Source organism: Ralstonia sp. RL (genome assembly GCF_001683835.1).
In the GTDB taxonomy this organism is placed as follows: domain Bacteria; phylum Pseudomonadota; class Gammaproteobacteria; order Burkholderiales; family Burkholderiaceae; genus Ralstonia; species Ralstonia mannitolilytica.
In genome coordinates, this window is the sequence record NZ_LWRX01000250.1 from 224,055 (window position 1) to 251,027 (window position 26,973).

Below are 26,973 nucleotides of genomic sequence, written 5' to 3' on the forward strand. Positions count from 1 at the left end.
GAGCACGACATGGACCTCTTTGCCAATCTCGCGCTCGGCTTCTCCACCGCGCTGTCCATCCAGAACCTCGTCTACGCGTTCATCGGCTGCGTGCTCGGTACGCTGATCGGCGTGCTGCCGGGCCTCGGCCCCATCGCGACGATTGCGATGCTGCTGCCGGCCACGTACGCGCTGCCGCCGGTGGCCGCGCTGATCATGCTCGCGGGCATCTACTACGGTGCGCAATACGGCGGCTCGACCACGGCCATCCTCGTCAACCTGCCGGGCGAATCGTCGTCGGTAGTCACCACCATCGACGGCTACCAGATGGCGCGACGCGGGCGCGCGGGCGTGGCGCTCGCTACCGCCGGCCTCGGCTCGTTCTTCGCCGGCTGCGTGGCCACGCTCGTGCTGGCCGCGTTTGCCACCCCACTGTCGGAATTCGCGTTCAACTTTGGGCCGGCCGAGTATTTCTCCCTGATGGTGCTCGGGCTGATCGGCGCGGTGGTGCTGGCCTCCGGCTCGCTCGTCAAGGCCATTGCGATGATCGTGCTCGGGCTGCTGCTGGGCCTCGTCGGCACCGATGTGAACTCAGGCACCGCGCGTTATTCATTCGACGTGCCGGAGCTGGCCGACGGGCTGAACTTCGTGTCGGTGGCGATGGGCGTGTTCGGCTTTGCCGAGATCATCGCCAACCTCGAACAGAAGGAACACCGCGAAACCTTCGTCGAGCACGTCCGCAACCTGTGGCCCAGCCGCGAAGACTTCAAGCGGATGATCCCGGCGGTGCTGCGCGGCACGGCGCTCGGCTCGGTGCTGGGCATCCTGCCGGGCGGCGGTGCGACGCTGGCGTCGTTCGCGTCGTACTCGCTGGAGAAGAAGACCTCGAAGTATTCGAGCGAATTCGGCAGGGGCGCCATCGAGGGCGTGGCCGGCCCCGAATCAGCCAACAACGCCGCGGCGCAGACGTCGTTCATTCCGCTGCTCACGCTCGGCATTCCGCCCAACGCCGTGATGGCGCTGATGGTCGGCGCAATGACGATCCACAATATCCAGCCCGGCCCGCAGGTGATGACCAGCAACCCCGCGCTGTTCTGGGGCCTGATCGCCTCGATGTGGATCGGCAACCTGATGCTGATCGTGCTGAACCTGCCGATGATCGGCGTGTGGGTGCGGCTGCTGAAGGTGCCGTATCGCTTCCTGTATCCGGCCATCCTGGTGTTCTGCTGCATCGGCGTGTATTCGGTGTCGAACACGACGTTCGATATCTTCCAGACGGCGCTCTTCGGCCTGATCGGCTACATGTTCGTCAAGCTGCGCTGCGAACCGGCGCCGATGCTGCTCGGCTTCGTGCTCGGGCCGATGATGGAAGAGAACTTCCGCCGCGCGCTGCTGCTCTCGCGCGGGGATTTCTCCACCTTCGTCACGCGGCCGCTGTCGCTCGGGCTGCTGATTGCGGCGGCCGTGCTGGTGCTGCTCGTGGCCATGCCGGCCATCAGCAAGAAGCGCGAGGAGGCGTTCCAGGAGGAATAGCCCGGCCGCATGCTGCGTCGCACACTACAGAACCGGAGGCCTGCCCTCCGGCTTTTTGTTTGCGGGCGCGGCGCCGCAGCATTAGAGCCAAACCTCCACTTCGGTTGACGTTGGATGGCGCGCCTCGGATAACGGAGGGCGATCGGCCCGCAGAGGCCGGCCACAGTCCAATGTCCAGGAGACAAACCGTATGTCAAAGCCTTCCCCGCTCCGCGCCGTGCGCGGGTTTCTGCGCACGCACGCCGCAGCCGCCGTCGTGGCCGCCTCCACCGTCACCATCGCGGCATTCGCGCCGGCACGGGCCGCAAGCACCTATGCAGCCACCAAGTACCCGATCGTGCTGGTGCACGGACTGTCGGGCACCGACAAGTTCCTCGGCACGGTCGACTACTGGTACCAGATTCCCGAAGACCTGCGCGCCAACGGGGCCACGGTGTACGTGGCCAACGTCTCGGCCTTCAATGACGAAACGGTGCGCGGCGAGCAGCTGGTCAGCCAGATCCGCAGCGTGCTCGCCACCACCGGCGCCGCCAAGGTCAACCTGATCGGCCACAGCCAGGGCGGGCTGACTTCTCGCTACGCGGCCGCTGTCATTCCTGACAAGGTGGCCTCTGTCACGACCATCGGCACACCGCACAAGGGCTCCGAGTTTGCCGACTTTGTCGAGAGCGCGCCCGATCCGCTCAAGGCGCTGCTCAACATCGGCGCCGACCTTGCCGGCACCGTGCTCTCGTGGTTCAACGGCAACAGCAATCCGCAGGACGGCTATGCCGCGCTGCGCATCCTGTCGACCGCCGGGGCGGCGGACTTCAACACCGCCTTCCCGAGCGCCGGGCTGGCCAGCGGCTGCAACACCGGCAGCAGCACCGATGTGCGCAACGGCAACGTGCAGAAGCTCTATTCGTGGACGGGCCGCTCGACAGCCACCAACATCCTGGATCTGTTCGATCCGGCGCTCGTCTTTACCGGCACGGTCATGCAGGCGCGCGGGTCCGGCACCAACGATGGGCTCGTCTCGGTGTGCAGCGCGAAGTTCGGGCAAGTGCTGTCCACCGACTACGCGTGGAACCACCTCGACGAGGTCAACCAGTTGCTCGGGCTGATCGGCCCGTTCGCGGCGGACCCCGTTGCCGTGATCCGCACGCAGGCCAACCGGCTCAAGACGGCCGGTCTGTAAGGGCCACCCATGAAGACCCCCCCGTCGCCCATGCAGCCGATGACGTTTGTGGCGGCCGTGCTCGTTGCGGTGGCGACGGCGGGCGGGGTCTACTGGTGGCATGCGCGGGAGGCTGCGCCCGCAGTGGCACCGGAACCGCCCCGCCCCACCGCAGGCGCCTTCATCGGCAGCATCAACGCCACGCCAGCGCAAGAGGCGGCCGCCAACCCGCCGACGGAGCTGGCCGACACGCAGGTGCCGGATGGGCTGCGCGTCGATACGCACGGCCACCTCATCGTCGAGGCCGCCAACCGGCAAGTGTTCGACTACTTTCTCGACGTGCCGGCCTCGCTGCCTGACGCGCAGCGCGTGGCGATGGCGCAGGCGCATCTGCGTGCCAAGCTGGTATCGCCCGCGCTGGCGCAGGCGCAGGCGCTGTTGCAGCGCTATCTGGCGTATCGCCAAGCCCTCGCGGCGCAAGGCGGTGGCGGCCGCAACAAGCCCACCGTCGACCAGCTTCAGCAGCGCCCCGACATGATGGCCACGTTGCGCCAGCAACTGGCCGCGCGTGCCGAACTGCGGCGCCAGGTGCTCGGCGCCGACGTCGCGCAGGCCTGGTACGGCGATCAAGACGCCATTGACGCCGCTGAACTGGACCGCCTGGCCGTGATGAGCGATGCATCGCTGTCGCCCGAACAGCGCGCCGCCCGGCTGGCCGCCATCGAAGCCGGGCTGCCGCCCGCCGTGCAGCAAGCCCGGCGCGAGGCCTCGGCCCCGATCAAGCTCGCCAGCGCGATGGACGCGTGGATCCGGCAAGGCCTCACCGACGCGCAGATCCGCCAGCAATTGGCGGCGCAGGGCGTGGACGGCATCGTGGCCGACCGCCTCATCCGCGGCAACCGCGAAGAAGCCGATTGGCGCAGCCGCTACGACGCCTACGCCCGCGAGCGCGACCGCATCAGCCACGCGCCCGGCCTCGCCGAAGCGGACCGCACCGCGCAGATCACCCAACTGCGCGCACAGACCTTTGCCGCGCCCAATGAGCTGCTGCGCGCACAAGCGCTCGACGGCTTGGCGCAGCGCAAATAGGCCGGACCCGGCGCAGACGGCCGGGCACGGTAAAATCACGGGATTGCCGAATCACGCACTCCCATGAGCCAAGACAACGCCAGCGGCGCGGGCATCTCCGCCGCATCCACGTCCAACTTCCTGCGCCAGATCATCGAGGGCGACCTCGCCCAGGGCACCTACGCCGGCCGCAAGGACGCCGCAGGCCAACCGATCCCGCCCGTGGTGACGCGCTTTCCGCCCGAGCCCAACGGCTACCTGCACATCGGCCACGCCAAGAGCATCTGGGTGAACTTCGGCCTCGCCAAGGAATACGGCGGCCGCTGCCACCTGCGGTTTGACGACACGAACCCCGTCAAGGAAGACACCGAGTACGTCGATTCGATCATCGACGCCGTGCACTGGCTCGGCTATTCATGGAACGACGCCGGCGGCGAACACCTGTACTACGCGAGCGACTATTTCGAGCAGCTCTACGGCTTTGCCGAGGTGCTGATCCAGCGCGGCGTGGCCTACGTCGACAGCCAGAGCGCCGAGCAGATCGCCGCGAACCGGGGCGACTTCACCAAGCCCGGCACGCCGTCGCCGTTCCGCGACCGCTCGGTGGACGAGAACCTCGCGCTGTTCCGCGACATGCGGGCCGGCAAGTACAAGGACGGCGAGCATGTGCTGCGCGCCAAGATCGACATGGCCGCGCCGAACATCGTGATGCGCGATCCGGTGCTGTACCGCATCCGCCATGCGCATCACCATCGCACCGGCGACGCGTGGTGCATCTACCCGATGTACGACTTCACGCATTGCATTTCCGATGCGCTGGAGAACATCACGCATTCGCTGTGCACGCTGGAGTTCGAGAACAACCGCCCGCTGTACGACTGGGTGCTCGACCACCTGCGCGACGCCGGCGTGTTGCCCAGGACGCTGCCGCACCAGTACGAGTTCGCGCGCCTGCACCTGACGTACGCCATCACCAGCAAGCGAAAGCTGCTGCAGCTGGTGACCGAAAAGCGCGTCGACGGCTGGGACGACCCGCGCATGCCCACACTGGTGGGCATCCGCCGCCGCGGCTATACGCCCGAATCGATCCAGCTGTTCTGCGAGCGCGTGGGCGTGTCCAAGGCCGACAGCTGGATCGACATGAGCATCCTCGAGGCCGCCGTGCGCGACGACCTCGATGCCCGTGCGCCGCGCTCTGTGGCGGTGCTGGACCCGGTCAAGCTCATCCTCGACAACGTGCCGGCCGACTTCAACGAGCCGTGCTCCGCGCCCGTGCACCCGAAGCAGCCGGAACTCGGCCGGCGTGAGTTCCCGCTCACGCGCGAGCTGTGGATCGAGCGCGAAGACTTCACCGAGACGCCGCCCAAGGGCTACTTCCGGCTGTTCCCGGGCAACAAGGTGCGCCTGCGCTACGGCTACGTGATCGAATGCACCGGCTGCGACAAGGATGCCGCCGGGAACGTCACCGCCGTGCACGCCAACATCATTCCGGATACCAAGAGTGGCACGCCGGGTGCTGACAGCGTCAAGGTGAAGGGCAACATCCACTGGGTGAGCGCGGCGCATGCGCTGCAAGCCGAGGTGCGCCTGTACGACCGCCTGTTTAACGACCCGCAGCCGGATTCGGGCGACAAGAACTTCCTGGATGCGCTCAACCCGGACTCCAAGAAGGTCGTCACCGCATACCTGGAGCCCACGCTGGCTGCCGCCCGCCCGGAAGACCGCTTCCAGTTCGAGCGCCACGGCTACTTCGTGGCCGACCGCATCGACTCGCAACCGGGCAAGCCCGTGTTCAACCGCGTCGTCGGCCTGAAGGACAGCTGGGGCAAGTAAGCACAGGCCCATGCGTGCGTGGGCCTCTGAACAAGGAGGCACCATGCGTGCATGGATTCTGCTGCTGGCCGCAGTGCTCGCCACGCCCGCCTTCGCGGCGCCGTTTGCGCCGGACCTGGCACACACCTCGGTCTACTTCGGCGCGTCGCATTTTGACCGCACCACGATGCGCGGCCGCTTCGACAAGATCGACGGCGCCATCAATTTCGATGAGGCAACGCACCAGGGCGGCTTCGATTTCACCGTCGATGCCGCCTCCATCAACACGCGCCTGCGGGTGCTGGACGGCGTGCTGAAATCGGAACAGTTTCTGGATGCCGCGCAGTTTCCCGTCATCCGGTTGCGCAGCGACCGCTTTGTCGTCGAAGGCGGCAAGCTCGTCGCCATCGAGGCGAGCCTGACGCTGCACGGCGTGACGCAGCCGGTGCGGCTGGACGTGCGCCGCTTCAGCTGCGGCGACGAGAAGCTGCCCGGCAGCACGCGCCACGTCTGCGGCGGCGATTTCCACTTCGCCATCGCACGCAGCGCCTTCGGCATGACGCGTTTCCTGCCCGACGTGGGCGACCGCGTCGACATCGACGTCAGCGTGGAAGCCACGCCTCAATAAGCCGCGCCATCCATCCTTCTATGCCCAATATCGATTTCACCCTCACCACCGACTACATCGAGCTGCACAAGCTGCTCAAGCTCACCGGCGTGGTGGACAGCGGCGGCGCCGGCAAGGCGGTGGTGGCGGATGGGGCCGTCACCGTCGACGGTCATCCGGAGCTGCGCAAGACGGCCAAGATCCGCGCCGGCCAGGTCGTGATGCTGGGCGACGTGCGCATTGCCGTGCACGATGCCGAATAGCGCCGCAGGTGTTTGAAAACGCACGGCGTGCTAGCGTGCGCCGGTCCCCCCTCCAGGAGATTGACCATGCCGATCGCACTCTGGTGCGTGTTGATTGCGGGCGTGTTTCCGCTCGTGTGTGCCGCCGTCGCCAAGGCGAGCGGCCAGAAGTACGACAACCACAACCCGCGCATCTGGCTCGCCCAGCAAACCGGCTTTCCCGCCCGCGCCAACGCCGCGCAGCAGAACCACTTCGAGGCATTCCCGTTCTTTGCCGTGGCCGTGCTGGTGGCCATCCTGGGCGGGGGCCTGATCGACCGCGTCAACCTGCTGGCCGTCGCCTTCATTGTTGCTCGGCTCCTGTACACGGTCTGCTATTTCGCCGACTGGGCCATGCCGCGTTCGCTGATGTGGCTGGCCGCTTATGGCATCACCATCGCACTGTTCGTGCAACCGGCCTTCGTTCACTGAGCCGGCGACGCCCTCCCGCGCCCGCTGCAAACAGGGGCGCCGTTGTCGTTTCGGCGAGGCTGTTGGCCGATGCGCTGAGCGATGCCGTTACGGCGATGCGTCGGGCGGCGTTGCAGGCGTCTGGAAGAGCTTCCATGCCATCGCCGCCAGCACGGCCACGGCGGCCACCAGTGCACCCCACAGGATCCACTGCCGTGTCCGTCCTGCGGGCGGCTCAGCCGTGAGTGCATCGGCCGGCGAATCCGTCATCGCGCCAAGCTGCGCAGGCGCAATGGCGGGCGATGCGCCAGCCAGCAGATCGTTGCGTGCGACGGGGTTGCCGCGCGCCACCTCCCCGATGGCCAGCGAGAACGGCACGCTGCCGCGCGCAGCATACGTGACCGTAGCCGGACGCCAGCCTACTGACAGCTGCGGTGCCCCGGCGCCGAGACCGCCGCTGCGCGTGTCCACCTGCAGGCGCCAGTAGCGATCCGCCGTTGCCGGCACGCTGATGGGCGCGTTCTCCTGTTCCGCCTGGCCCCCTGCGCCCGCCAGCCGGTAAAGGCGGGCCGACGTGATGAGCCGCCACGGTGCCTGCGCATCGGCGCGCGCGTAGAGGGTGGCCTGCGCGACGGTGTTGGCCTGGGGCAGGCTGACTTTCACGCGCTCCACCGGAAACACACCGCCGGTATCGAACCGGTAATCCCCGGCAGACGGCGTCTGCACCGGCGCCAGCCCCGCGCGCCACTGGATGGCGCTGTCTGCCGCTGCCACCCGCCCCCCCATGGCCACTTCGGCGCGCACGGCTTCGGGCGCGGGCGGCTTGCCCTGCCAGGTCAGCCGCAGGTACTTTGCCCGCAGCCCCGCGAATTCGACGCGATCCTGCACGAGCGTGCTGCCCTGGTTCGACAGCCGGAACAGCGTGGCCTGCGCGACGGGGCTCCAGTGCTGCAGGTCATCGCTCGCCTGCACGTTGACGCCGCTCTGGAACTCCACCGCGGGCAACACCACCACGAGCGCCGTCACCGTCGCCGTTTTTCTGTCATGCAGCTGGCTCAGGTCGACCAGCCATGCCCGCGTGGTCTCCTGCGGCGCGGCCGTGCCGGTGGCGCGCAATACGCCGTCTGCGCCGAGCACCACGCCGGCTGTGCCGGGCTTCCGGGCATCATCCACGGGGGCTGCGAACCAATGCACGTCGTGCAGCGTGCGCGCCTGCGGCGGCGCATCGCGCGGGATGTCAAGGCTGAATGGCACCGGTTCGCCATCGCCGTTGAGGACGCGCAGATCCGCGAGGCTCGCCTCGTGTGCGTGGGCATAAACGTCTTCGTTGAGCGTGACGGCGTAATAGGCGGCACCCGGCGTACCCGTCAGCGCAAACCGCTCGGCCCATGCCGACGCCGACAGCAGCGAGGCCGCGGCCATCGCAAGAACAACCTTCTTCACAGAACCTCCCCGGTTTCGCCAGCCGCCTTGGCCTTGGGGGGCAACGGCGACAGATAGCCGATCAACAGCAGCAGCACGCCAATGCCGATGAATGACACGATGCGCTCGACGCCCGTCACGCGCGACAGGTCAAACAGGAACAGCTTCACCACCGTCACACCCAGCAGCGCGCCGCCGGTGAACCACAACGCCCGGCTCGCGCGGCGCGTGGCCAGCACCATCACGACCAGCGCCAGCACCGTCCAGAACATCGACAGCGAGGCCTGCACCAGCATCGAGCGGCCCAGCCCTTCCGGCGTGTACGGCACGTGGGCCCAGTGGTGCAGCGTGCGCAGCAGCACCGCGTTGGCCCAGATGAACAGTGTCGCGCCGATTGCATAGCCGATCACCAACGGCTCCGGCACGAGCTTGTGCAGTGCCACGCGGCGCATCCACAGCGCAATGGCGAGGAAGACGAGCAGCTGCGCCACATCGAGCGGGTTGAGAACGGGCAGGTAGAACAGCGGCGCGGCGTCGCCATCGCTGGCGGCGCTGGCTAGGCTCCACAGCCAGAGCAAGGCGGCCAGCGGTGCCGCGCCCCACAGCAGATAGGCGCGCTCAAAACGCGCGATGGGCCAGCGGATGCGCCAGCCGGCTCCCGCCAGCAAGGCAAGCAGCGCGCCATAGGCATAGGCCCACGCGGCAAAGCTCCATGTGCCCTCCGGCACGTAGGCGTCGAGGCGCCAGTAGCCTTCGGTGGCCAACATGCCGCAGATCAGCCAGAACAGCACGGTATGCAGCGGCGCGAGGATGACGTCCTTCACGTCGCGCTCCTGGCGGCGCAGCAGCACGAAGGCGAGCACGACCGACGCGATCCACACGAGGCCGCCCCACCCCGCCAGCGGCGACGGGCGCCAATGCTCGATGGCCGCCAGCGCCACGACGGCAAGCGCTGGCGACAGCGCCAGGGCCGGCCACTCGGCCAGCGTCCAGTCGAGCCTGCGGCGCAGCGCGTGCGCAGCCCATGCCGTGAGCACGGCAAAGCCGGCGTACAGCGGAATGTCCGGCCGGTCGATGGTCTGGCTGGCGATGCGCCAGGCCCAGCGGTCGATCTCGTTACTGCCGCTGCCGAGCCACCAGAGCAATCCCCACACCGATGCGGCAATGCCCAGCGCGGGCGCTGCCTTCAGCCACGCGCGCGCCGGCGCCCTGCCATGCAACTGCCAGCCGGTGAACACGCCCGCCAGCGCCATCAGCAGCCCGCCGATGTAGCGGCGATTGAGCACCGGCCAACCGGTCGCAGGATCCCAATCGAACCATGTGCTGCCGGTCAAGGCCACGCCCGCGGCCACTTGCAGCAGCAGGCCAACGGCCAGGGCCAGGCGCCGCTGCTGCTGCACGCCGAGCCACACCACCGCCGCACCCTCGAGCGCCCACACCGCACTGGTGGTGCGCCCATCGCAGGCCAGCGGAATCGCCAGCGTGATGAAAATCACGGCCAGCGCAAACATCGCCTCGTACAGCAGGCCCAGGTTCGCGCGCCGCGGCGCCAGCCAGGCTGCCATGCCCAGATAGAAAGCCGCCAGCGCCGCAGCGCTCCACGCCATCGCAAACGGAATGTGGTGCACCAGCCCGGCCTGCAGGCCCATCGCCACGAGCGGCGTGCCGAACACCAGCGTGCCGTCGACATAGTGGTTCAGGCTCACGCGGCGGCGCAGCGCATACAGCAGCGCGATGCCTACGTACATCAGGAAGAAGAGGATCAGGAACGGCTCGGTGCTCGACAGCAGCGACGGCTGATACCGCAGCACGCCCCACGCGGTAGCGATGCCGAACGTGAAGACAAAGCCGAGCAGATTCAGCGCCCGCCACGCGCGGAACCACGCAATCGCAAAGATGCCCGCGTTGAGCAGCGCGTAGTAGCTGAACAGCGCCACGTGGCTACCCTGGCCTGTCGAGATCAAGATCGGGGCAAGGAAGCCGCCGGCGCTCCCGGTGAATGCCAGCGCCGGCGCGTTCTGCCTGACAGCGAGGCCGGCCGCCAGCGCACAGATCAGCACCAACACCGGAAATGCCATCCCCGGAGACAGCAGCGGCACCATGCGCGTGGCCGCAAACACCGTCAGATAGAGCACCCCCACGCCGCCGCCCTGCAGCACCAGCGCGTATCCCGGGCGCCTGTCGCGCAGCCGCCAGCCGATGCCCAACAGCACGATCGCGCCGACGGCCACGCCAGCCAGGCGGAACTCGACCGGCAGCAGGCTGTTGTCGGCGGCATATTTGAGCAGGAAGGCCACGCCAAAGAACAGGATCAGGATGCCGACCCGCACCACGCTGTTGCCGCCCAGCAGCCAGTCACGAGCAGCACCCACGGCGCGCTCGACCCAGTCCGGTTCGTGCGGCGCCATCGGCGGCATGGCAGGCTGCCCGACGGGCTCCGGCTGGGGCCCGGGCGCCGGCGGCGGGCTCGTCATCGGTGCCTGCGGCGCGGCTACGGCTTCGATACGCGGCAAGGTTTCGGCCAAGGCAGGCGCTGGCGCAACGTGCGGCGGCGTGTCGGCCACGGCGTCCGGTTGCGGTGCGGCAGACGTCCCACCCCGGATCTCCGCCATCTGGCGGCGCAGCAGCGACACCTCGTGCTCGAGTTGGGCCACACGTTCGTGCAGCGTCATCGTCGCGGCAGTGACCGTCGGCCGCGCGGCATCGGGCTCGGGCGGATGCGCCCACTGCGAGCTCGCGCGCTTGTCCATGTACAGGATCAGCGACGCCAAGCCCACGCCGACCAGCACCCCGAAGAACGCCCCGACCACGCCCCCCGACAGGCCCCCGAGCACCAGGCCCACGATTCCGAATATCCAACGCATCGTTCTGATTATCCTTGTTTGGATAGGAGAAGCATGCGCAGAACCGCGCACGCACCGCTCGTATACCGCAAACAGCGGCCGAAGGGAATGCGGCGGCCTCGTCTTGCACGCGGCCGCATCGCTGCCGCCGGCCCGTGCGACAATGCGCGCTTTGCTGAAAACCGCCCCTCCGCTGACCCCGCATGGCCCTCAAATCCACGATCTACAAGGTCGATCTGCAGATCGCCGACATGGATCGCCACTACTACGCCAACCACGCGCTGACCGTCGCCCGCCACCCGAGCGAGAACGATGAGCGCATGATGGTGCGCGTGCTCGCCTTCGCGCGCCACGCCAGCGAAGCGCTTGGCTTCACGCGCGGCCTGTCCGAACCGGACGAACCCGAGCTCTGGCAGCGCGACCTGACCGACGCCATCGAACTCTGGATCGACCTCGGCAACCCTGATGAAACCCGCATCCGCAAGGCATGCAACCGCGCGGGCCAGGTCGCTGTATATACGTATAGCGGCAACGCGAGCCGCGTGTGGTGGCAGCAGACCGAAACCAAGGTCGCGCGCTTTGCCAACCTGTCGGTCTACGAAGTCGCGCCCGATACCGTCGCTGCGCTGGCCGGCATGGTGGAACGCACCATGCGTCTGCAGGTGACCATCCAGGACGGCGATATCTGGATCGCCAACGACGCGGACAACGTCCACGTTCAGCTCGATACGCTCAAGGCCGCGCAAGCCTGAGCTTTTCCCTCACCGTGTCATTACCCACGAGGCTCACCATGACCACCACCACCGCAAGCGGCCTGCAATACGAAGACGTCGTCGTCGGCGACGGCGCTGAAGCCACGGCCGGCAAATACGTCACCGTGCACTACACCGGCTGGCTGTACGAAAACGGGCAGGCCGGCAAGAAGTTCGACTCCAGCAAGGACCGCAACGACCCGTTCGCCTTCCCGCTGGGTGCCGGCCACGTCATCAAGGGCTGGGACGAAGGCGTGCAGGGCATGAAGGTCGGCGGCACGCGCAAGCTGATCATCCCGGCCGCGCTGGGATACGGCGCACGCGGCGCCGGCGGCGTGATCCCCCCGAATGCAACGTTGCTTTTCGAGGTCGACCTGCTCGAAGTCTGATCCTGCGCTAGAATCGCGCCCGGCCTGCGATGCGTCACACGATGCATCGCGGGCCCTCCCCCGGGCGGGGTGGCAGAGTGGTCAATGCTGCGGCTTGCAAAGCCGTATAAGACGGTTCAATTCCGTTCCCCCGCCTCCACATTCCTGGCCGTGCAGACACCACCGTTGCGGCCGCGCCATAGTCAGACCTTCCTCAAGCCCGGCAACGCGCTGTTTCCGCAGCATCGGCCGTCCGCCTGCGTGACCAGGCGTAACGATTGCTCTATGCTTGCGACATGGCCGTCACCCGAGAGGATCTCGAACAGAACCGGTTGCGCGCCGCCCTGGGTGATTCGCCCGTCGCGTCGTCGCTGCTGACCGAGGCTGCGCTGGAAGCGTCGCTTGCATCGACGCTCGCGCGGCTGTCGAGCGCGCCCTGCGAAGGCCAGGACGCGTGGGTATTCGGCTACGGCTCGCTCATCTGGAACCCGATGATCTTCCACACCGAGGCGGCGCCCGCCACGGTGCACGGCTATCACCGCGGCTTCTACCTGTATTCCCGCATCAACCGCGGCACATGGGACAACCCGGGCCTCGTGCTCGGGCTCGACCGCGGCGGCAGCTGCCGCGGCGTCGCCTTCCGCGTGCCGCGCGAGCATGCCGAGCGCGAGTTCCGCGTGCTCTGGCGGCGCGAGATGCTGACCGGCGCCTATCTGCCGCGCTGGCTGCCGACCGAAATCCACGGCCAACGCGTCTACGCCCTCGCCTTCGTCATGAACCGCGCGCACGAGGCCTATGCAGGCCGCCTGCCCGACGAACGCGTGGTCGGCTGCCTACGCCAGGCGGTCGGGTTATACGGCCCGGCACGCGAATACCTGCAGCGCACGCTGATCGGGCTGGCCAGCAATGGCCTGCGTGATGCTTATCTCGACCGCCTGTGGGCGCGGCTGCAGGCGATGGATGCCGCCAACGCCCCCGCCGCGACCGAACCGGCGCCGCAGGCCGACCCCTACCTCAGCGCCTGAGCCCTTACGCCATGCTCCTCGCCCCGCATCCCGCGCTCAACCAGGTGATTGGCGTCATGCTCGGGATGGCACTGGCGGTGGGCGACATGGCCAACGCCTGGCAGGAGCAGCATCTGCCGAGCGTGCGCGTGGCGGCCAACGCCAGCGCCAAGGTCGCGCCCCCCGCCGGCAGCACGCCCGACGCCCGCCCCACCCGCCGCAGCGACCCCGCCACGCGGGACCGTGACCTGATCGTGGCCGCGCAAACCGGCAACACGATGGCGATTCAGTCATTGATCGCCGAGGGCGCCAACCTGAAGGCGCGCGATGCCGAAGGCCGCACGGCCCTCATCGCGGCCGTGTACGCCCACATGGGCGCGGCGGCCCGCCTGCTCATCCAGGCCGGCGCCGACGTCAACCTGCAGGACAACGCGCAGAACAGCGCCTTCCTGCTCGCCGCGGCCCAGGGCGATGCGGAGACCGTCCGGCTGGCGCTGTCGCACGGTGCCAACCTGCGCGCCACCAACGCCGACGGCGACACCGCGCTGATCCCTGCCGCACGGCGCGGCTACGTGGAGGTTGTCAACGAGCTCGTCAAGGCGGGCGTGCCACCCGACGCCACGAACAACCTGGGCCTGACGGCGCTCATCGAAGCCGTGGCCCTGGGCGACGGCAGCGAAAAGTACGAGAAGACCGCGCAGATCCTCCTCGACGGCGGCGCCGACCCCAACCTGCCCGACCGCGGCGGCATCACGCCGATGCGGCATGCGCGGCAGCGCGGTTTCCACGGCATCGGCGCATTGCTCTTCAAGGCGCGCGGGCATTGAAAAAGGGGCCGCCGGGGCCCCTTCTGCCTTACGCTGCGGCCGGTTTCTCGGCCGCCTCGTTCCTCGCGTTTTCCTGCTCCTGCAGCGTGCGCCACATCACCTTGCCGGTCCCGGACTTGGGCAGCGCATCCACAAATTCGACCACGCGCGGATACTTGTAGGCCGCCATGTTGTCGCGCGCCCAGTTGATGATGTCCTCTTCGGTCGTCTTGCCCTTGGCGTGGGCCTTGAGCACCACCACAGCCTTGACCGACTCGCCGCGATACGCATCGCGCGTGCCGATGATGCAGGCTTCCTGCACGTCGGGGTGCTTGTACAGCAGGCTTTCCACCTCGGCCGGCCACACCTTGAAGCCCGACGCGTTGATCATGCGTTTCAGCCGGTCAGTGAGGAAGAAATAGCCCTCTTCGTCCATCTTGCCGAGATCGCCCGTGCGGAAGAACGTCTTGCCTTCGAATTCGATGAAGACCTCGGCGGTGGCCTGCGGCTTGCCCCAGTAGCCGAGGAACACCTGCGGGCCGCTGACAATGATCTCGCCCACTTCGCCCGGCGGCAGTTCCTTGAGCGTCTGCGGGTCGACGATGCGTGCGTCGGTGTTGAACACGGGGATGCCCAGGCACTGCTGCTTGGGTCGGTCGGCCGGGTTGCTGTGCGTGGGCGCAATCGTTTCGGACAGGCCGTAGCCCTCCTGGTACGCCAGGTTGAACTCCTTGAGCAGGCGCTCGGCCACCGCCTGCGGCATCGCCGCCCCGCCGCCGCCGATGTAGACGAGGCTCGACAGATCGAACTCCGCCAGCTGCGGGCTCGCCAGGAAGTCGATCACCATGGTCGGGATGTTCGTCCAGTGCGTGACCTTGTAGCGCGAGATCAGCCGCCCGGCCACCTCGCGGTCCCAGCGCGGCAGCATCACCACCGTGGAGCCCATGTAGATCGGCGCGTTCATGCCGTACTGCATGCCGGTCACGTGGAACAGCGGAATGATCGACAGGCTCACGCCTTCCATCGTGCCGCCCGACCACAGCGAGCCGCCCACGATGTTGTGCATGACGGTGCGGTGCGGATGCATGCAGCCCTTCGGGAACCCCGTGGTGCCCGACGTGTACGGCATCACGGCGAGGTCGTCGGGGCCGGCCGTATGCGGGCCGGGCTGCAGGCGCTGGGCCAGCACGTCTTTCCACGCCACCGCACCGGGCTGGGCCGGATGCTCGGCCGTAATCCAGGCGGGGGGCGCGTCTTCGGGATATTCATACGTGGCGGGCAGCGCGTCGGCGTAAGACGTGACCAGCAGATGCTGCGTGCGCTGCCCCTCGGGAAGGTCGGCGTTGGCCGCCGTTACGTTGACGGCAAGGTCGGCACTGCAGATGACCGTGGCCGCGCCCGCATCGGTGATGTAGTGCTTGAACTCCTCGGGCCGGTTCATCGGGTTCACCGGCACGACCACCGCATCGGCGCGCAGGATGCCGTAGTACGCCGCCATGAGCTGCGGGCAGTTCTGCATGTAGAGCAGCACGCGGTCGCCCTTCTTCACGCCCGCCGCCTGCTGCAGCCAGCCGGCCACGGCCACGGCGTCGTCATGCAATTCGCGGAAGGTCGTGTGCCGGCCGTAGAAGATGATGGCGTCCTTGTCCGGATAGCGTCGCGCGGACACTTCCAGGTTGTACCAAAGGCTGGTCTGCGGCGAGTGGATGTTGTGCGGCAAACGCCGGGGCCAGAACTGGAAGTGCGGTCGTGTCATGCCATGTCTCCGAGAATGTATGTGTTGTTTTTACCGGATGGTATCCGAACGATCGTTCTATTTTCAACCGTTGCCAGGACACACATTGTTGGCCCTGAAAACGGCCGGAATGCCCCCAAGTAGAATGGACGACGCCCGCCGGTGTTGCGCCGGCCGGCTTTTCTGCTGTCTTTCTGAGGAGAACCCCGACGATGAGCGACGTCACCTTGCAGAATTTCGCGCAGGAAGTGATCGAAACCTCTCGCAAGATCCCCGTGCTGGTCGATTTCTGGGCGCCCTGGTGCGGCCCGTGCCGCACGCTGGGCCCGATGCTGGAAAAGCTGGAGGCCGAATACGCGGGCAAGTGGAAACTCACCAAGGTCAACTCCGACGAGAACCCCGAGCTTTCTGCGCAGTTTCGTGTACGGAGCATCCCGTATGTGGTGGCCTTCGTGGATGGCCAGCCCGTCGACCAGTTCGTCGGCGTCCTGCCCGAGCCGCAGCTGCGCGCGTTCCTGGATCGCGTGATTCCGCAGCCCGCCGAGATCGCCTACCGTGAAGGGCTGGCTGCCGTCCAGGCCGGCGACGCGGTGCTGGCGCGCGACGCCTTCCAGAGCGCGCTGGCGTTCGACCCGGGCTTTGACGCCGCGCGCTTTGCACTGGTGAACCTGCTGCTCGACAGCGGTGACGTGCAGGCCGCGCAGGACGAATTCGCCCTGCTCTCGCCCAAAGCGCCGCAGGACGAGCGCTACGCTGCGCTGGAAACGCGCCTGAAGGCGACCGAGCGCGCCGACGCGCTTCCCGATGCCGATGCACTGCGCACGCAGATCGACGCCGAGCCCTACAACCTGCAGGCGCGGCTCGATCTGGCCCAGCTGTACATCGCCGGCCGCCAATACGAAGCCGCACTCGAACAGCTGCTCGCCATCGTCGAGCGCGACCGCACGTTCCGCGACGACATCGCGCGCAAGACCATGGTGTCGGTGTTCGACATGATGGCCGACGCCCCGCAGGCGGTATCGCACTGGCGCCGCCAACTCGCGTCCAGACTGAACTGAGGAAGCCATGCGACTGATCTACGTGGCAGACCCGATGTGCTCGTGGTGCTATGGCTTCGGCCCGCAGCTGGCCGACCTGCGCGAGCGGCTGGGCGACGCGCTCGCCGCGCCGGTGCCCGTCACGCTCGTTACCGGCGGGCTGCGGCCGGGCCAACGCGAGCCGCTGGCGCCCGAGAAACGCGACGAAATCCTCCACCACTGGCACGCCGTTGCCGAGCGCAGCGGCATGCCGTTCGACCAATCGCCGGAGGTGGCCATGCGCCGCGAGGGCTTCGTCTACGACACCGAACCCGCCTGCCGCACCGTCGTCATGGCGCGCGAGCACTGGGGCGAGGACGACGAGCGCGTGCTCACGGTCTTCCATGCCATCCAGCGCGCGTTCTACGCCGAAGGCCGTGACACCACGCACCCGGACGTGCTGCGCCAAGTAGTGCTCGCCCACGACATCGACGCGGCGCACTTTGATGCCGCGTTCGACACCGAGGCGCTGCGCAACGAAACGCGCGAAGACTTCCGCCTGTCCCGCCGCTGGGGCATCAACGGTTTTCCGAGCCTGCTGGCCGAACATGGCGGCACGCTGTACCAGATCGGACGCGGCTATGCGCCTTCGGTGGCGCTGTATGCGCGCGCAGTCGAGGTGCTGCAGCAGCACCCGGCCGCCGACGCCGGCTAGCCGGTTTGCCCGGCATCAAGCCAGCGCAAGCCGGCCATCGCTAAGCTGAACGCCTCGTCCATCTCATTGTGCTTCCGCCATGCCCGTGATCGAATGGTCCGAGGCGCTCCAGCTCGGAGACGCCGCCACGGACGCCAACCACGCCGAATTCTGTGCCCTGCTCAACGCCGTGGCCGACGCGTCCGACGCACAGTTCATCGCCGCACTCGATGCGTTCATCGCCCACACCGAGATGCACTTTGCCGATGAAAACGCGTGGATGGACGCCGTGGAATTCCCCCCGCGCCACTGCCATCGCGGCGAGCACGACAACGTGCTCGCGCTGTGCCGGGAAGTGCGCAAGCGCGCCGCGGCCGGCGACATGGAACTGGGCCGGCGCCTTGTGGCGGAGCTGCCCGCCTGGTTCGCACAGCATGTGGATGTGATGGACAGGATGATGACCACGCATCTCGCGCAGTTCGGACCGGGCGCACGCAAGAACGCGGCGGCCGAAGCCTCCGCCTGAACGCGGCTCAGGCTGCGGCGATTGCGCGCAATGCCGTCGACGCTGCGACCATGCCGAACACCGCCGTCACGCACACCGACGACCCGAAGCCGGCACAGGCCAGGCCCTGCGGCCCCTGCGACGGCTGGGGCGCGGGCGGCGCGTTGACGACTTCGATCTGCCCTGCGGCAGCCAGGTCATCGATGCCGGCATGGCTCGATTCCGCCGGCACCTCGACGGCACATGCCTGCTGCTCCGGCTCGGGATAACGCAGCGGCTCGTCCGAGAACACGGCGTCGATGCCGAACTTGGCTTTCGGGTTTTTCGAAAAACCGTGCTGGCGCCGCAGGTTGCCGCGCACCTTGGCGAGCAGCGGGTCCTGGATCGTGCGCGAGAGGTCGGTCACGCGGATGCGGGTCGGATCAAGCTGGCCGCCGGCGGCGCCACATGTCACCACGCGTTTGCCGGTGCGCTTGCAGAACGCGACGATGGCCGTCTTCACCTTGACGGCATCGATGGCGTCGACCACATAGTCGAACGGGTGGCCGAGCAGCCCCTCGACGTTCTCCACCGTCACAAAGTCGTCGATGCGGCTGATCTCGGCGCGCGGATTGATCTGCAGGATCCGCTCGGCCATCGCATCGACCTTGGCCATGCCATACGCATCACCGAGCGCATGGATCTGGCGGTTGGTGTTGGACACCGCAATGTGATCCAGGTCGATCAACGTGAGCTTGCCCACACCGCAACGCGCCAGCGCCTCCGCCGCCCACGACCCCACGCCGCCGATGCCGATCACGCACACGTGGGCCGCGGCAAAGCGCCCCAGCGCCTGCGGGCCGTACAGCCGTGCCACGCCGCCGAACCGGCGTGCGTATTCGTCGTCGAGGATGGGCGGGTGCGCGGGCGCGCTGATTGCTACTTGGCTCATGACACAATGGAATTGCGGTTGCGCCGAACTATAGCTCAACGCGGGCGATCGCATTTTCCGTGCTCGATACCTACAAGAAGACCATGCGGACCTCCGGCAAGCTCGCCCTCGGACTGATCATCACGCCCGTCGTCATCGTGGCGGCAGCCGTCGTGTTTGTGCTGACGTTTGACTGGAACCGCGCACGGCCGTATCTCAACGATCGCGTCTCGCAAGCCATCGGCCGGCCCTTCGCCATCAACGGCGACCTGATCTTTACGTGGAAGAAGCCCGAAGGGGAATCCGGATGGCGCGCGTACGTGCCCTGGCCGCGGCTGATCGCCAAGGACATCACCGTCGGCAATCCGGACTGGGCCCGGCAGCCGCATGTCGCGACAATCCATCAGCTCACGTTCGTGCTTGAAGCACTGCCGCTGCTGGCGCACCGCATCGTCATCCCGAGCGTCGCGCTCGACACGCCCATCATTGCGCTGGAGCGCGACAAGGAGAACCGCAACAACTGGACGTTCGACCTCACCGGCCGCGACGGCGACAAGAAGCCCTCGGACTGGAAACTCGAGTTGCGCGAGATCGCGTTCAGCAAGGGCTCGCTGGCGCTCGACGACGAGATCAAGCGCATCCACCTGGCCGCGACGATCGACACGGTCGACAACCAGGCGCTCTACGCCGCGGCCAACGGCACCACGATCAAGGGCGAGGACCAAGCCGCCAAGGTGCCCGGCAACTCGGGCGCAGCGGCTTCCGGGGCGAGTGCGGCGGCGGCCGTCGCGCCCGATCCGCAGCAGCCGTACGGCATTGCCTGGACGGTCAAGGGCACGTACAACAACGCGGCCATCAGCGGCAGCGGCAAGGCCGGCGGCGTGCTGCGCCTGCAGGACACGCAGCGGCCCTTCCCGGTGCAGGCCGACGTGACGGTCGGCAAGACGCGCATCGACCTGGCAGGCACGCTGACCAACCCGGCGAGACTGGCGGCGCTGGACCTGCGCCTGCATCTGTCGGGCGCGAGCATGGCGCACCTCTATCCGCTCACGGGCGTGGTGCTGCCCGACACGCCGCCGTTCGACACGCGCGGCCGGCTGATCGGCGAGTTGCGCAAGCAGGGATCGACATGGCGCTATGAAAAGTTCACCGGCCGCGTCGGCAGCTCAGACCTGGCGGGTACGCTGACCTTTGCGATGCGAGAGCCGCGGCCCTTGCTGACCGGCGAGCTGGTCTCGCGCCAGCTGCTGTTTGCAGACCTGGCGCCGATCATCGGGGCAGACTCCAACGCCAGCAAGGCGAGGCGTGCGGACCCGAGCGTCGACCCCACTGCCGAACCGAGCGGGAAGACGGTGCGCCAGCCGGCTGACAAGGTCCTGCCCGTCGAACCATTCCGCACCGACCGCTGGAACGCCATCGACGCCGACGTGAAGTTCACCGGCGAGCGCATCGTCCGCACCAAGGAGCTGCCCATCGACCACCTGGTCACGCACATCAAGCTGCAAGATGCGGTGTTGACGCTGGACCCGCTGAACTTCGGCATGGCGGGCGGCACGCTCAACTCCAACATCCAGCTCGACGGCCATGCGACGCCGATGCAGGCACGCGCGGCATTGGCGGCGCGGCACTTCAAGATCAAGCAGCTCTTCCCGAAGATCGAATCGATGCGCGCGAGCGTGGGCGAACTCAACGGCGACGCGCGCCTCTCGGCGACCGGCAACTCGGTGGCGGCGCTGCTCGGCTCGTCCAATGGCGAGCTGAAGATCATGGTCGAGCAGGGCACGGTGAGCAAGTTCATCCTCGAAGCGATGGGGTTGAACGTGGCGAACGTGATCCTCACCAAGCTCTTCGGCGACAAGCAGGTCACCATCAACTGCGCCGTGGGCGACTTCGCCGTGAGCGACGGGCTGGCGCAGGCGCGCACCTTCGTGGTGGATACGCAGGATGCCGTCATCGACATCACGGGTGCGACGAGCTTCAAGCGTGAAGCGCTCGATTTCACGATCCACCCGGATTCGAAGGGGCTGCGCGTGTTCTCGCTGCGCACGCCGCTTTACGTGAAGGGCACGTACAAGCATCCGGATGTGTCGGTCAATCCCGCCGTGGTGGCGCTGCGTGCAGGCGGGGCGGTGGCGCTGGCGCTGACCGCGCCGGTGGCCGCCGTGCTGCCGGTGCTCGAACTCAAACCGGCGCCGGACAGCGCCTGCGGCAGGCTGCTCGCAGATGTACGCAAGCGTCCGACAGCCCCGCCGCCCGGCAAGGCGTATCAAAGCAACAAGCCGGGTCGCACACCCGAGGGCGACATCAAGCCCGCACAACCGGCCGCTGCCGCGACGCCGCCCCAGCGTCCGGCCCAGCCGGCCGCCCCGGCATCGCGGGATCCGCACACGACCGGCGGCTAAGCCGCCCGCTCATCGGCCCGAGCGCCGTTTGGCAATCGCGTCTGCCGTCAACTGCGGCGTGGCCGGGTCGCCGAACTGCCGCGTAAGGTAGTTCGTGAGCGCCGCCAACTGCGCATCCGACAGCTCGCGCCCGAACGCTGGCATGCCGATGTGCCGGTCGCCGGCCTTGCGCTCGATGCCGTTCATGATGACCTGCACGAGATTGGTGGTGTCACGCGCGCCCACCGTGGAGTTGTGCAGCAGTGGCGGGTAGTAGCCGTCAGGCGTGCCGCGCCCATCCGCCTGGTGGCAGGTGGCGCAGTTGCCGAGGTACAGGCGCGCCGCATCGATGGTGGTTTCGATCGGCTTGCCGCGCAGCGCGGTGACGTCGGTGGCGGGCTTGCCCCAGTCGTGCCGCGCGCGTTCGAGGTTGTTGCTCACAGCCGGCACGGTGCGCAGGTATTCGGCGATGGCCTCGATGTCCTGCGTCGTCATGCGCGAGAAGCTGTGCTGCACCGCTTCGCCCATCGGCCCGGCAGCCTGGGCCACGCCCGGCACGCTGCCCGTGCGCAGATACTGCACGACCTGTTCGGGTTTCCAGGCGCCAATGCCGCTGGTCGGGTCGGACGTGATGTTGAACGCCGTCCACCCGGCCAGCGTGGAGCCCGCCAGGTACCCCTTGCCGCGCTCGTCCATGGCCTTCTCCTGCATGGCGAAGCCGCGCGGCGTGTGGCACGTGCCGCAGTGCGCAAGGCCCTGGGTCAGATAGGCGCCGCGGTTCCACGTCGGGCTCTTGTCGCCACGCGGCACGTACGGTTCGGTCTTCAGAAAGACGAGGTTCCACAGCTTGAGCGGCCAGCGCATGTTCAGCGGCCAGCGGATGGTGCTCGGCGGCGGGTCGTTCTGCACGGCGGGCACGCCGTAGCGGAAGTACGCGTAGAGATCGCGCATGTCCGCGTCGCTGATCTTCGCGTACGACGGATACGGCATGGCCGGATACAGGTTGTTGCCCGCGTCGTCCACGCCCCTGCGCACGGCGCGCTCGAAATCTTCGTAGCTCCACTTGCCGATGCCGGTCTTCTCGTCGGGCGTGATGTTGCTCGTGTAGATCGTGCCCAGCATCGGGATCGGCATGGGCAGGCCGCCCGCAAACGGCTTGCCGCCGGGCGCGGTATGGCAGGCGGCGCAGTCGGCCGCAATGGCGAGGTATTCGCCCCGCTTGATCTGCGCGGTATCGGCCGGCGTGTCCGTGGCCCAGGCGGCCACGCTCGCGCTGCAGAGCACCAGGAAAGAAGCGATCGCCTTCATATCAGGCCTCCTTCTTGAGCTGGTCGGCAATGCGCAGCGCCAGCGCGGCGATCGTCAGCGTGACGTTGACGGTGCCGACCGTCGGCATGGTCGAACTGCTGCTGATGAACAGGTTGGGGTGGTCGAACGTGCGGCAGTCCTTGTCGACCACCGAATCCTTCGGGTCTGCGCCCATGATGGTCGCTCCCGTGATGTGGTTGTTGGGCGCGAAGTCATCATGGAACTGCACGTCGGTGCCGCCCAGCACCTTGGCCGCGGTGGCATACACCTCGCGCGTGTGCACGGCGCTGCGTTTGACGTAGTCGTCGATGTGGTAGGTGATCTCCGGGCGCGGAATGCCGATGGCATCGACCTCCGTACTGCTGGGCACGATGCGGTTTTCCGGCAGCGGCAGGATCTCGTGGAAGCTGTCGAACTGCACGTAGCGCGCCGCCTGGTCACGGATGCGCGCGTCCAGTTGGGGAGGTTTGATGAGCTTGCCTTCCTTGAAGATGCGCACGGTCTCCTGCTCGATGCGCGAGATGTTGGAGAGGTGCAGCTTCTTGCCGGCCTGCGTCGCGCGGAACGGCCCGTCGCGAAAGCCGATCAGCGAGGTCATCTCCTGCGGCCCGCGCCCTGGCCAGAGCTTGCGGTCGGCATAGAAGCTCACGCCGGTGCCGGGATGGTCCATCAGGTTGCGCCCGACCATGTCGGAGCTGTTGCCCACGCCCTTCGGAAAATCGTGGCTCGTCGACATCAGCATCAGCTTGGGAGTCTCGATGCCATTGGCGGCCAGCACGAACCACTTGCCTTCCACGCGATGCTCGCCGCCCTTCGAATCCTTGTAGCGCGCGGCGACGATGCGCTTGTTGGCGCCGACTTCCAGCTTGTAGACGACAGCGTTTTCAATCAGGCGGGCGCCGGCCTGCTCGGCCTTCTCGACATGGAAGATGCCGTTGTACATTGCGCCGATCGGGCAGATCGGCATGCAGTTGTTGTTACCGCAGCAGGTCGGGCGGCCGTCGTACGGGCGGCTGTTGCGCGCCACGGGTTCGGTCACCACGTGGTAGCTCGGGTCGTGCGCGTTGAGCGCTTCCTTGATCGTGCGTTCGTTGAACGACAGCGGCAGCGGGGCCATCGGATACGGCTGGCTGCGCGGCGAGCCAAGGTCTTCGTCATTGGGCCCCCACACGCCGAGCGCGGCTTCGGCGAGGCCGTAGTAGCGCTCGAGATCGTCGTACTGGATGGGCCAGTCGCGCGCGATGCCGTACACGCTGCGCAGCTTGAAGTCGTTCGGCAGGAAACGCCACGTGGACGCCGCCCAGTGCCAGGTCGTCCCGCCCACGGCGCGGATGTACTGCGAGTTGAACTGGTGCTCGCCCTTGAGGATCAGGTAGTTGTTGGGCGGCCCGTACTCCGGATGCGGCGCCCACGGCATGGACGGATACGGCGCCATGAAATCCATCTTGTCGGCCTGGTTGCGGAAGCGCTCGACGATCTCCCAGCGCGGCAGGCGCGGGCCGGCTTCGAGCATCAGCACCGACTTGCCTGCACGCGCCAATTCGTATGCCACCAGCGCGCCGGCCACGCCGGACCCCACCACCACGATGTCAGCCTGTTGTGCGGCTTGTTGGGTATCCGGCATCAGGCTTGCCTCTCGACCGGGGGCTCGGCCCAGAAGCCGGGCTGGTTGGGACAATACGTGCGGATGACGAGCGTATCCGACACCACGCTGTACATCAGTGCCTGCTCATACGTGACAACGTTGCCGTCGACCACGCCCACGTACCAGGCTTCCAGAATGTTGAGCGCGGTCTTTTGCTGCGCATCCGACAACGAACCGGCGGCCAGCGCCTGCGCCAGCGGCCGCAGTTGCACGGCAAAACCGGCCCCCGACTTGCCAAGCGCCGCGAGCAGCCGCGTCCCGACCGCACGGTCCAGTGCGGGCCGCCCCGTCAACGCCTGCGACAGCGCCATGAAGGCATCCAGCGGTTCGGTGGGTACCTGCGCAACGGCACGCAGCACCTGCGAGCCGACCAGGCCGGCAGCGGCCAGGGCCAGCGCGCCCTGCAGCCACTGCCGGCGCGTCAGGCCGGTCTGCGGGGGTTCGGGAGTGGGGGAATGGGCGTCCATCTCGACATCCTGTTGAAACATTTGCGGGAACGATGCCGGGCACCGTCTGCCGGGCGCCCTTGACTAGCCAATATAGGCGCCGCAATGCGGATCGCCAGAACAACGGCCCAAGCGCGAACCGTGCCAGCGCGGCTTGCGCGCACGCAAACGGAGGCCCCGCGCGTTTGTCTATACTCGGGCCGCACGCCGCTTTGCCGCATCCACCCTGACCGCCCATGACCTCCATCGCCGACATCCGTACCGAATACGCCCGCGCCTCGCTCGACATCACCGACGTGGACACCAACCCCCTGCGCCAGTTCCGCCGCTGGTTCGATGAGGCGCTCAAGGCGGAAGTGGCCGAAGTCAACGCCATGGCGCTGGCCACCGTCGACGCCCACGGCCAGCCTTCCGCGCGCATCGTCCTGCTCAAGAACCTCGACGAGCGCGGTTTCACGTTCTTCACCAACTACGCCAGCCACAAGGGCGAAGAACTTGCCGCCAACCCGCGCGCCGCCCTGCTGTTTCACTGGATCGGGCTGGAGCGCCAGGTGCGCATCCAGGGCATCGTCGAAAAGGTGAGCGACGCCGAAAGCGATGCCTACTACCACTCGCGCCCGCTCGGATCGCGGCTGGGCGCCTGGGCCTCCGAGCAGAGCTGCGAGGTGCCGGACCGCGCCACGCTCGAAGCCCGCGAAGCCGAGTATCGCCAGCGTTTTGGCGATGCCCCGCCGCGCCCGCCGCACTGGGGCGGCTATCGCCTGCTGCCCGAGCGGCTGGAGTTCTGGCAGGGCCGCCCGTCGCGCCTGCACGACCGGCTCGAATATCGCAGACAGGCAGACGGCGACTGGAGGATCGTGCGCCTGGCCCCTTGACCACCGGCGCGCGCAATGACGCATTGCGCAGTGCGGCAAACCGGGCATGGCGCTTGCTGCCGCCGGATACGGCCAGCCGACGCCGGCAAGACCCGCACAGCACAATGGGAAAGTTTGTCGTAAGCTAATGTGATCCGTTCGGGCGGCAATCCGATGGCTGCCCCGAACTTCTGCACATGAGGGAGGCGTCGACATGCTTTTTCAACAGGCGATTGACCGCAAGCTCGAACAGTGGATTCAGGACATCCGCGAGTCTGCCAACCTTCCGGTGCGCCTGCGCCTCTGGAACGGCGACCAATACGAGCTCGGCCGTTTCGACCAACCCCGTGTCACGCTGACCGTGCGCGAAGCAAGCGCGCTGCCGCTGCTGCTCTCCCCCACGCTGAACAACCTCGGTGAGGCTTACGTTCAGGAAAAGATCGACCTGGAAGGCAAGCTCGCCGACATCATCAACGTCGGCTATGGGCTGGCCGCCTCGGCCGCCGCCACCAGCGGCAACGCGCTGGCCCGCGTGGTACGCCATTTCGCCCACACGAAGGAAGGCGACAAGGAATCGATCCAGTACCACTACGACGTATCCAACGACTTCTACAAGCTGTGGCTTGACGAAAACATGGTGTATTCGTGCGCCTACTTCGAGAACGGCAACGAAACCCTCGATGAAGCGCAGCTCAAGAAGATCGACCACATCCTCACCAAGATCCGCCTGCAGCCCGGGCAGACGCTGCTCGACATCGGCTGCGGCTGGGGCGCGCTGGTGCTGCGTGCGGCGCAGAAGTACGGCGCGCGCTGCCTGGGCGTGACGCTGTCGCAGAACCAGTACGACCTCGCACGCGAACGCGTGAAGGCCGCAGGCCTCGAAGACCGCATCGAAATCCGCATCCAGGACTACCGCGACCTCACTGGCAAGTTCGACCGCATCACCAGCGTCGGGATGTTCGAACATGTCGGCCGCAAGAATCTGCCCGGCTATTTCCGCCGCATGCATGACCTGCTTGCCGACGACGGCGTCGCCATGAACCATGGCATCACGTCGTCGGACCCGGCCGGGGGCGAGAGCTCGATGGGTGGCGGCGATTTCATCGACCGTTACGTCTTCCCGCAGGGCGAGCTGCCACACATCTCGCTGGCGCTGTCCGCCGCGCAGGAAGGCGGCCTCGAAGCGCTTGACGTCGAAAGCCTGCGCCGCCACTATGCGCGCACGCTCCAGCACTGGGCCGAACGCTTCGAAACCCACGGCGAGACCATCCGCAACATGGTCGGCGAGAAGAAGTACCGCATCTGGCGTGTCTACCTCGCCGGCTGCGCACATGCCTTCGACGCCGACGAGATCTCGATCTTCCAGACCGTGCTGCAAAAGGCCGGCAAGCCCGCCGCATCGATCCCGTGGTCGCGCCGCTACATCTACCCCTGACC

Annotated in this window: 24 protein-coding genes and 1 tRNA gene; 18 read left to right on the forward strand and 7 right to left on the reverse strand. The window is 67.4% G+C overall.

The genetic code is table 11. The features are described from left to right. Positions 1-9 precede the first annotated feature (9 nt). From A6M56_RS23895 to A6M56_RS23925, 7 genes are all read left to right on the forward strand, one after another. On the forward strand, positions 10-1,512 hold the full coding sequence (locus A6M56_RS23895; RefSeq protein ID WP_045786307.1) for a tripartite tricarboxylate transporter permease: 1,503 nt from the start codon (positions 10-12) through the stop codon (positions 1,510-1,512). 190 nt (positions 1,513-1,702) lie between these two features. Further along, positions 1,703-2,689 carry a lipase family alpha/beta hydrolase gene (locus tag A6M56_RS23900; protein WP_102080930.1) on the forward strand — a complete coding sequence of 329 codons (987 nt, stop codon included), beginning with the start codon at positions 1,703-1,705 and terminating at the stop codon, positions 2,687-2,689. 9 nt (positions 2,690-2,698) lie between these two features. Next, entirely contained in the window at positions 2,699-3,757 is a 1,059-nt protein-coding gene (locus A6M56_RS23905; RefSeq protein ID WP_257984096.1) for a lipase secretion chaperone, read from the forward strand. A gap of 63 nt (positions 3,758-3,820) precedes the next feature. Further along, positions 3,821-5,569: a glutamine--tRNA ligase/YqeY domain fusion protein gene (locus A6M56_RS23910; RefSeq protein ID WP_045786304.1), complete on the forward strand. Its 1,749-nt coding sequence runs from the start codon at positions 3,821-3,823 to the stop codon at positions 5,567-5,569. Between the two features lie 43 nt (positions 5,570-5,612). After that, positions 5,613-6,176 (forward strand): YceI family protein, encoded by a 564-nt coding sequence (locus A6M56_RS23915; protein ID WP_045786303.1) that lies wholly within the window; start codon positions 5,613-5,615, stop codon positions 6,174-6,176. Positions 6,177-6,196: 20 nt separating this feature from the next. Then, a complete protein-coding gene (locus A6M56_RS23920; protein WP_045786302.1) occupies positions 6,197-6,418 on the forward strand; it encodes an RNA-binding S4 domain-containing protein in 222 nt (73 codons plus the stop codon). A 66-nt stretch (positions 6,419-6,484) separates the two neighbouring features. Then, on the forward strand, positions 6,485-6,868 hold the full coding sequence (locus A6M56_RS23925) for an MAPEG family protein (RefSeq protein WP_045786301.1): 384 nt from the start codon (positions 6,485-6,487) through the stop codon (positions 6,866-6,868). Between the two features lie 87 nt (positions 6,869-6,955). On the opposite strand, the gene A6M56_RS23930 is transcribed toward A6M56_RS23925, so the two are convergent. Then, entirely contained in the window at positions 6,956-8,290 is a 1,335-nt protein-coding gene (locus tag A6M56_RS23930; RefSeq protein ID WP_102080929.1) for a DUF3999 domain-containing protein, read from the reverse strand. Further along, positions 8,287-11,133, reverse strand: a complete 2,847-nt coding sequence (locus A6M56_RS23935; RefSeq protein ID WP_102080928.1) for a DUF2339 domain-containing protein — start codon at positions 11,131-11,133, stop codon at positions 8,287-8,289. Before A6M56_RS23935 ends, A6M56_RS23930 begins: the two co-directional genes overlap by 4 nt. Before the next feature lie 182 nt (positions 11,134-11,315). Here A6M56_RS23935 and A6M56_RS23940 point away from each other — a divergent pair, with 182 nt between their 5' ends. The 5 genes from A6M56_RS23940 to A6M56_RS23960 all read left to right on the forward strand — a co-directional run bounded on the left by A6M56_RS23940 (position 11,316) and on the right by A6M56_RS23960 (position 14,063). Next, positions 11,316-11,864 (forward strand): YaeQ family protein, encoded by a 549-nt coding sequence (locus tag A6M56_RS23940; RefSeq protein ID WP_045786298.1) that lies wholly within the window; start codon positions 11,316-11,318, stop codon positions 11,862-11,864. A 38-nt stretch (positions 11,865-11,902) separates the two neighbouring features. After that, a complete protein-coding gene (locus A6M56_RS23945) occupies positions 11,903-12,253 on the forward strand; it encodes an FKBP-type peptidyl-prolyl cis-trans isomerase (protein WP_045786297.1) in 351 nt (116 codons plus the stop codon). Positions 12,254-12,316: 63 nt separating this feature from the next. Beyond that, a tRNA-Cys gene (locus A6M56_RS23950) sits at positions 12,317-12,392 on the forward strand. A 136-nt stretch (positions 12,393-12,528) separates the two neighbouring features. Continuing rightward, positions 12,529-13,257 (forward strand): gamma-glutamylcyclotransferase, encoded by a 729-nt coding sequence (locus tag A6M56_RS23955; RefSeq protein ID WP_102080927.1) that lies wholly within the window; start codon positions 12,529-12,531, stop codon positions 13,255-13,257. 11 nt (positions 13,258-13,268) lie between these two features. Beyond that, positions 13,269-14,063 carry an ankyrin repeat domain-containing protein gene (locus A6M56_RS23960; RefSeq protein ID WP_286758473.1) on the forward strand — a complete coding sequence of 265 codons (795 nt, stop codon included), beginning with the start codon at positions 13,269-13,271 and terminating at the stop codon, positions 14,061-14,063. Between the two features lie 28 nt (positions 14,064-14,091). Here the strand turns inward: A6M56_RS23960 and A6M56_RS23965 are convergent, their stop codons facing one another. After that, complete coding sequence (locus A6M56_RS23965; protein WP_286758474.1) at positions 14,092-15,798, reverse strand: long-chain fatty acid--CoA ligase; 1,707 nt, start codon at positions 15,796-15,798, stop codon at positions 14,092-14,094. Positions 15,799-15,989: 191 nt separating this feature from the next. On the opposite strand from A6M56_RS23965, the gene trxA reads away from it, so the two are divergent. The 3 genes from trxA to A6M56_RS23980 all read left to right on the forward strand — a co-directional run bounded on the left by trxA (position 15,990) and on the right by A6M56_RS23980 (position 18,013). Continuing rightward, on the forward strand, positions 15,990-16,835 hold the full coding sequence (trxA, locus tag A6M56_RS23970; protein ID WP_102080924.1) for a thioredoxin: 846 nt from the start codon (positions 15,990-15,992) through the stop codon (positions 16,833-16,835). 7 nt (positions 16,836-16,842) lie between these two features. Beyond that, positions 16,843-17,508: a DsbA family protein gene (locus A6M56_RS23975; RefSeq protein ID WP_102080923.1), complete on the forward strand. Its 666-nt coding sequence runs from the start codon at positions 16,843-16,845 to the stop codon at positions 17,506-17,508. Between the two features lie 79 nt (positions 17,509-17,587). After that, positions 17,588-18,013, forward strand: coding sequence for a bacteriohemerythrin (locus tag A6M56_RS23980; protein WP_045786292.1), 426 nt, complete (start codon positions 17,588-17,590; stop codon positions 18,011-18,013). A gap of 7 nt (positions 18,014-18,020) precedes the next feature. Here the strand turns inward: A6M56_RS23980 and tcdA are convergent, their stop codons facing one another. After that, entirely contained in the window at positions 18,021-18,923 is a 903-nt protein-coding gene (gene tcdA / locus A6M56_RS23985; RefSeq protein WP_102080922.1) for a tRNA cyclic N6-threonylcarbamoyladenosine(37) synthase TcdA, read from the reverse strand. An 83-nt stretch (positions 18,924-19,006) separates the two neighbouring features. Here tcdA and A6M56_RS23990 point away from each other — a divergent pair, with 83 nt between their 5' ends. Continuing rightward, entirely contained in the window at positions 19,007-21,304 is a 2,298-nt protein-coding gene (locus A6M56_RS23990; protein ID WP_102080985.1) for an AsmA family protein, read from the forward strand. Between the two features lie 9 nt (positions 21,305-21,313). Here the strand turns inward: A6M56_RS23990 and A6M56_RS23995 are convergent, their stop codons facing one another. The 3 genes from A6M56_RS23995 to A6M56_RS24005 are packed head-to-tail and all read right to left on the reverse strand — an operon-like array spanning position 21,314 to position 24,703. Next, positions 21,314-22,591, reverse strand: a complete 1,278-nt coding sequence (locus A6M56_RS23995) for a cytochrome c (protein ID WP_102080921.1) — start codon at positions 22,589-22,591, stop codon at positions 21,314-21,316. A 1-nt stretch (position 22,592) separates the two neighbouring features. Then, complete coding sequence (locus A6M56_RS24000; RefSeq protein ID WP_102080920.1) at positions 22,593-24,215, reverse strand: GMC family oxidoreductase; 1,623 nt, start codon at positions 24,213-24,215, stop codon at positions 22,593-22,595. Next, a complete protein-coding gene (locus tag A6M56_RS24005; protein ID WP_102080984.1) occupies positions 24,215-24,703 on the reverse strand; it encodes a sugar dehydrogenase complex small subunit in 489 nt (162 codons plus the stop codon). Before A6M56_RS24005 ends, A6M56_RS24000 begins: the two co-directional genes overlap by 1 nt. Before the next feature lie 215 nt (positions 24,704-24,918). Between A6M56_RS24005 and pdxH the strand changes: the two genes are divergently transcribed. Continuing rightward, positions 24,919-25,557, forward strand: a complete 639-nt coding sequence (gene pdxH / locus A6M56_RS24010) for a pyridoxamine 5'-phosphate oxidase (RefSeq protein ID WP_102080919.1) — start codon at positions 24,919-24,921, stop codon at positions 25,555-25,557. A gap of 193 nt (positions 25,558-25,750) precedes the next feature. Continuing rightward, positions 25,751-26,971 (forward strand): class I SAM-dependent methyltransferase, encoded by a 1,221-nt coding sequence (locus A6M56_RS24015; protein WP_045786287.1) that lies wholly within the window; start codon positions 25,751-25,753, stop codon positions 26,969-26,971. Positions 26,972-26,973 lie beyond the last annotated feature (2 nt).

Coding starts and splice junctions, on each gene's coding strand:
- A6M56_RS23895 (WP_045786307.1), top strand. CDS start 10: ATGGACCTCTTTGCCAATCTCGCGCTCGGCTTCTCCACCGCGCTGTCC.
- A6M56_RS23900 (WP_102080930.1), top strand. CDS start 1,703: ATGTCAAAGCCTTCCCCGCTCCGCGCCGTGCGCGGGTTTCTGCGCACG.
- A6M56_RS23905 (WP_257984096.1), top strand. CDS start 2,699: ATGAAGACCCCCCCGTCGCCCATGCAGCCGATGACGTTTGTGGCGGCC.
- A6M56_RS23910 (WP_045786304.1), top strand. CDS start 3,821: ATGAGCCAAGACAACGCCAGCGGCGCGGGCATCTCCGCCGCATCCACG.
- A6M56_RS23915 (WP_045786303.1), top strand. CDS start 5,613: ATGCGTGCATGGATTCTGCTGCTGGCCGCAGTGCTCGCCACGCCCGCC.
- A6M56_RS23920 (WP_045786302.1), top strand. CDS start 6,197: ATGCCCAATATCGATTTCACCCTCACCACCGACTACATCGAGCTGCAC.
- A6M56_RS23925 (WP_045786301.1), top strand. CDS start 6,485: ATGCCGATCGCACTCTGGTGCGTGTTGATTGCGGGCGTGTTTCCGCTC.
- A6M56_RS23935 (WP_102080928.1), bottom strand. CDS start 11,133: ATGCGTTGGATATTCGGAATCGTGGGCCTGGTGCTCGGGGGCCTGTCG.
- A6M56_RS23940 (WP_045786298.1), top strand. CDS start 11,316: ATGGCCCTCAAATCCACGATCTACAAGGTCGATCTGCAGATCGCCGAC.
- A6M56_RS23945 (WP_045786297.1), top strand. CDS start 11,903: ATGACCACCACCACCGCAAGCGGCCTGCAATACGAAGACGTCGTCGTC.
- A6M56_RS23955 (WP_102080927.1), top strand. CDS start 12,529: ATGGCCGTCACCCGAGAGGATCTCGAACAGAACCGGTTGCGCGCCGCC.
- A6M56_RS23960 (WP_286758473.1), top strand. CDS start 13,269: ATGCTCCTCGCCCCGCATCCCGCGCTCAACCAGGTGATTGGCGTCATG.
- A6M56_RS23965 (WP_286758474.1), bottom strand. CDS start 15,798: ATGACACGACCGCACTTCCAGTTCTGGCCCCGGCGTTTGCCGCACAAC.
- trxA (WP_102080924.1), top strand. CDS start 15,990: ATGAGCGACGTCACCTTGCAGAATTTCGCGCAGGAAGTGATCGAAACC.
- A6M56_RS23975 (WP_102080923.1), top strand. CDS start 16,843: ATGCGACTGATCTACGTGGCAGACCCGATGTGCTCGTGGTGCTATGGC.
- A6M56_RS23980 (WP_045786292.1), top strand. CDS start 17,588: ATGCCCGTGATCGAATGGTCCGAGGCGCTCCAGCTCGGAGACGCCGCC.
- tcdA (WP_102080922.1), bottom strand. CDS start 18,923: ATGAGCCAAGTAGCAATCAGCGCGCCCGCGCACCCGCCCATCCTCGAC.
- A6M56_RS23990 (WP_102080985.1), top strand. CDS start 19,007: ATGCGGACCTCCGGCAAGCTCGCCCTCGGACTGATCATCACGCCCGTC.
- A6M56_RS23995 (WP_102080921.1), bottom strand. CDS start 22,591: ATGAAGGCGATCGCTTCTTTCCTGGTGCTCTGCAGCGCGAGCGTGGCC.
- A6M56_RS24000 (WP_102080920.1), bottom strand. CDS start 24,215: ATGCCGGATACCCAACAAGCCGCACAACAGGCTGACATCGTGGTGGTG.
- A6M56_RS24005 (WP_102080984.1), bottom strand. CDS start 24,703: ATGGACGCCCATTCCCCCACTCCCGAACCCCCGCAGACCGGCCTGACG.
- pdxH (WP_102080919.1), top strand. CDS start 24,919: ATGACCTCCATCGCCGACATCCGTACCGAATACGCCCGCGCCTCGCTC.
- A6M56_RS24015 (WP_045786287.1), top strand. CDS start 25,751: ATGCTTTTTCAACAGGCGATTGACCGCAAGCTCGAACAGTGGATTCAG.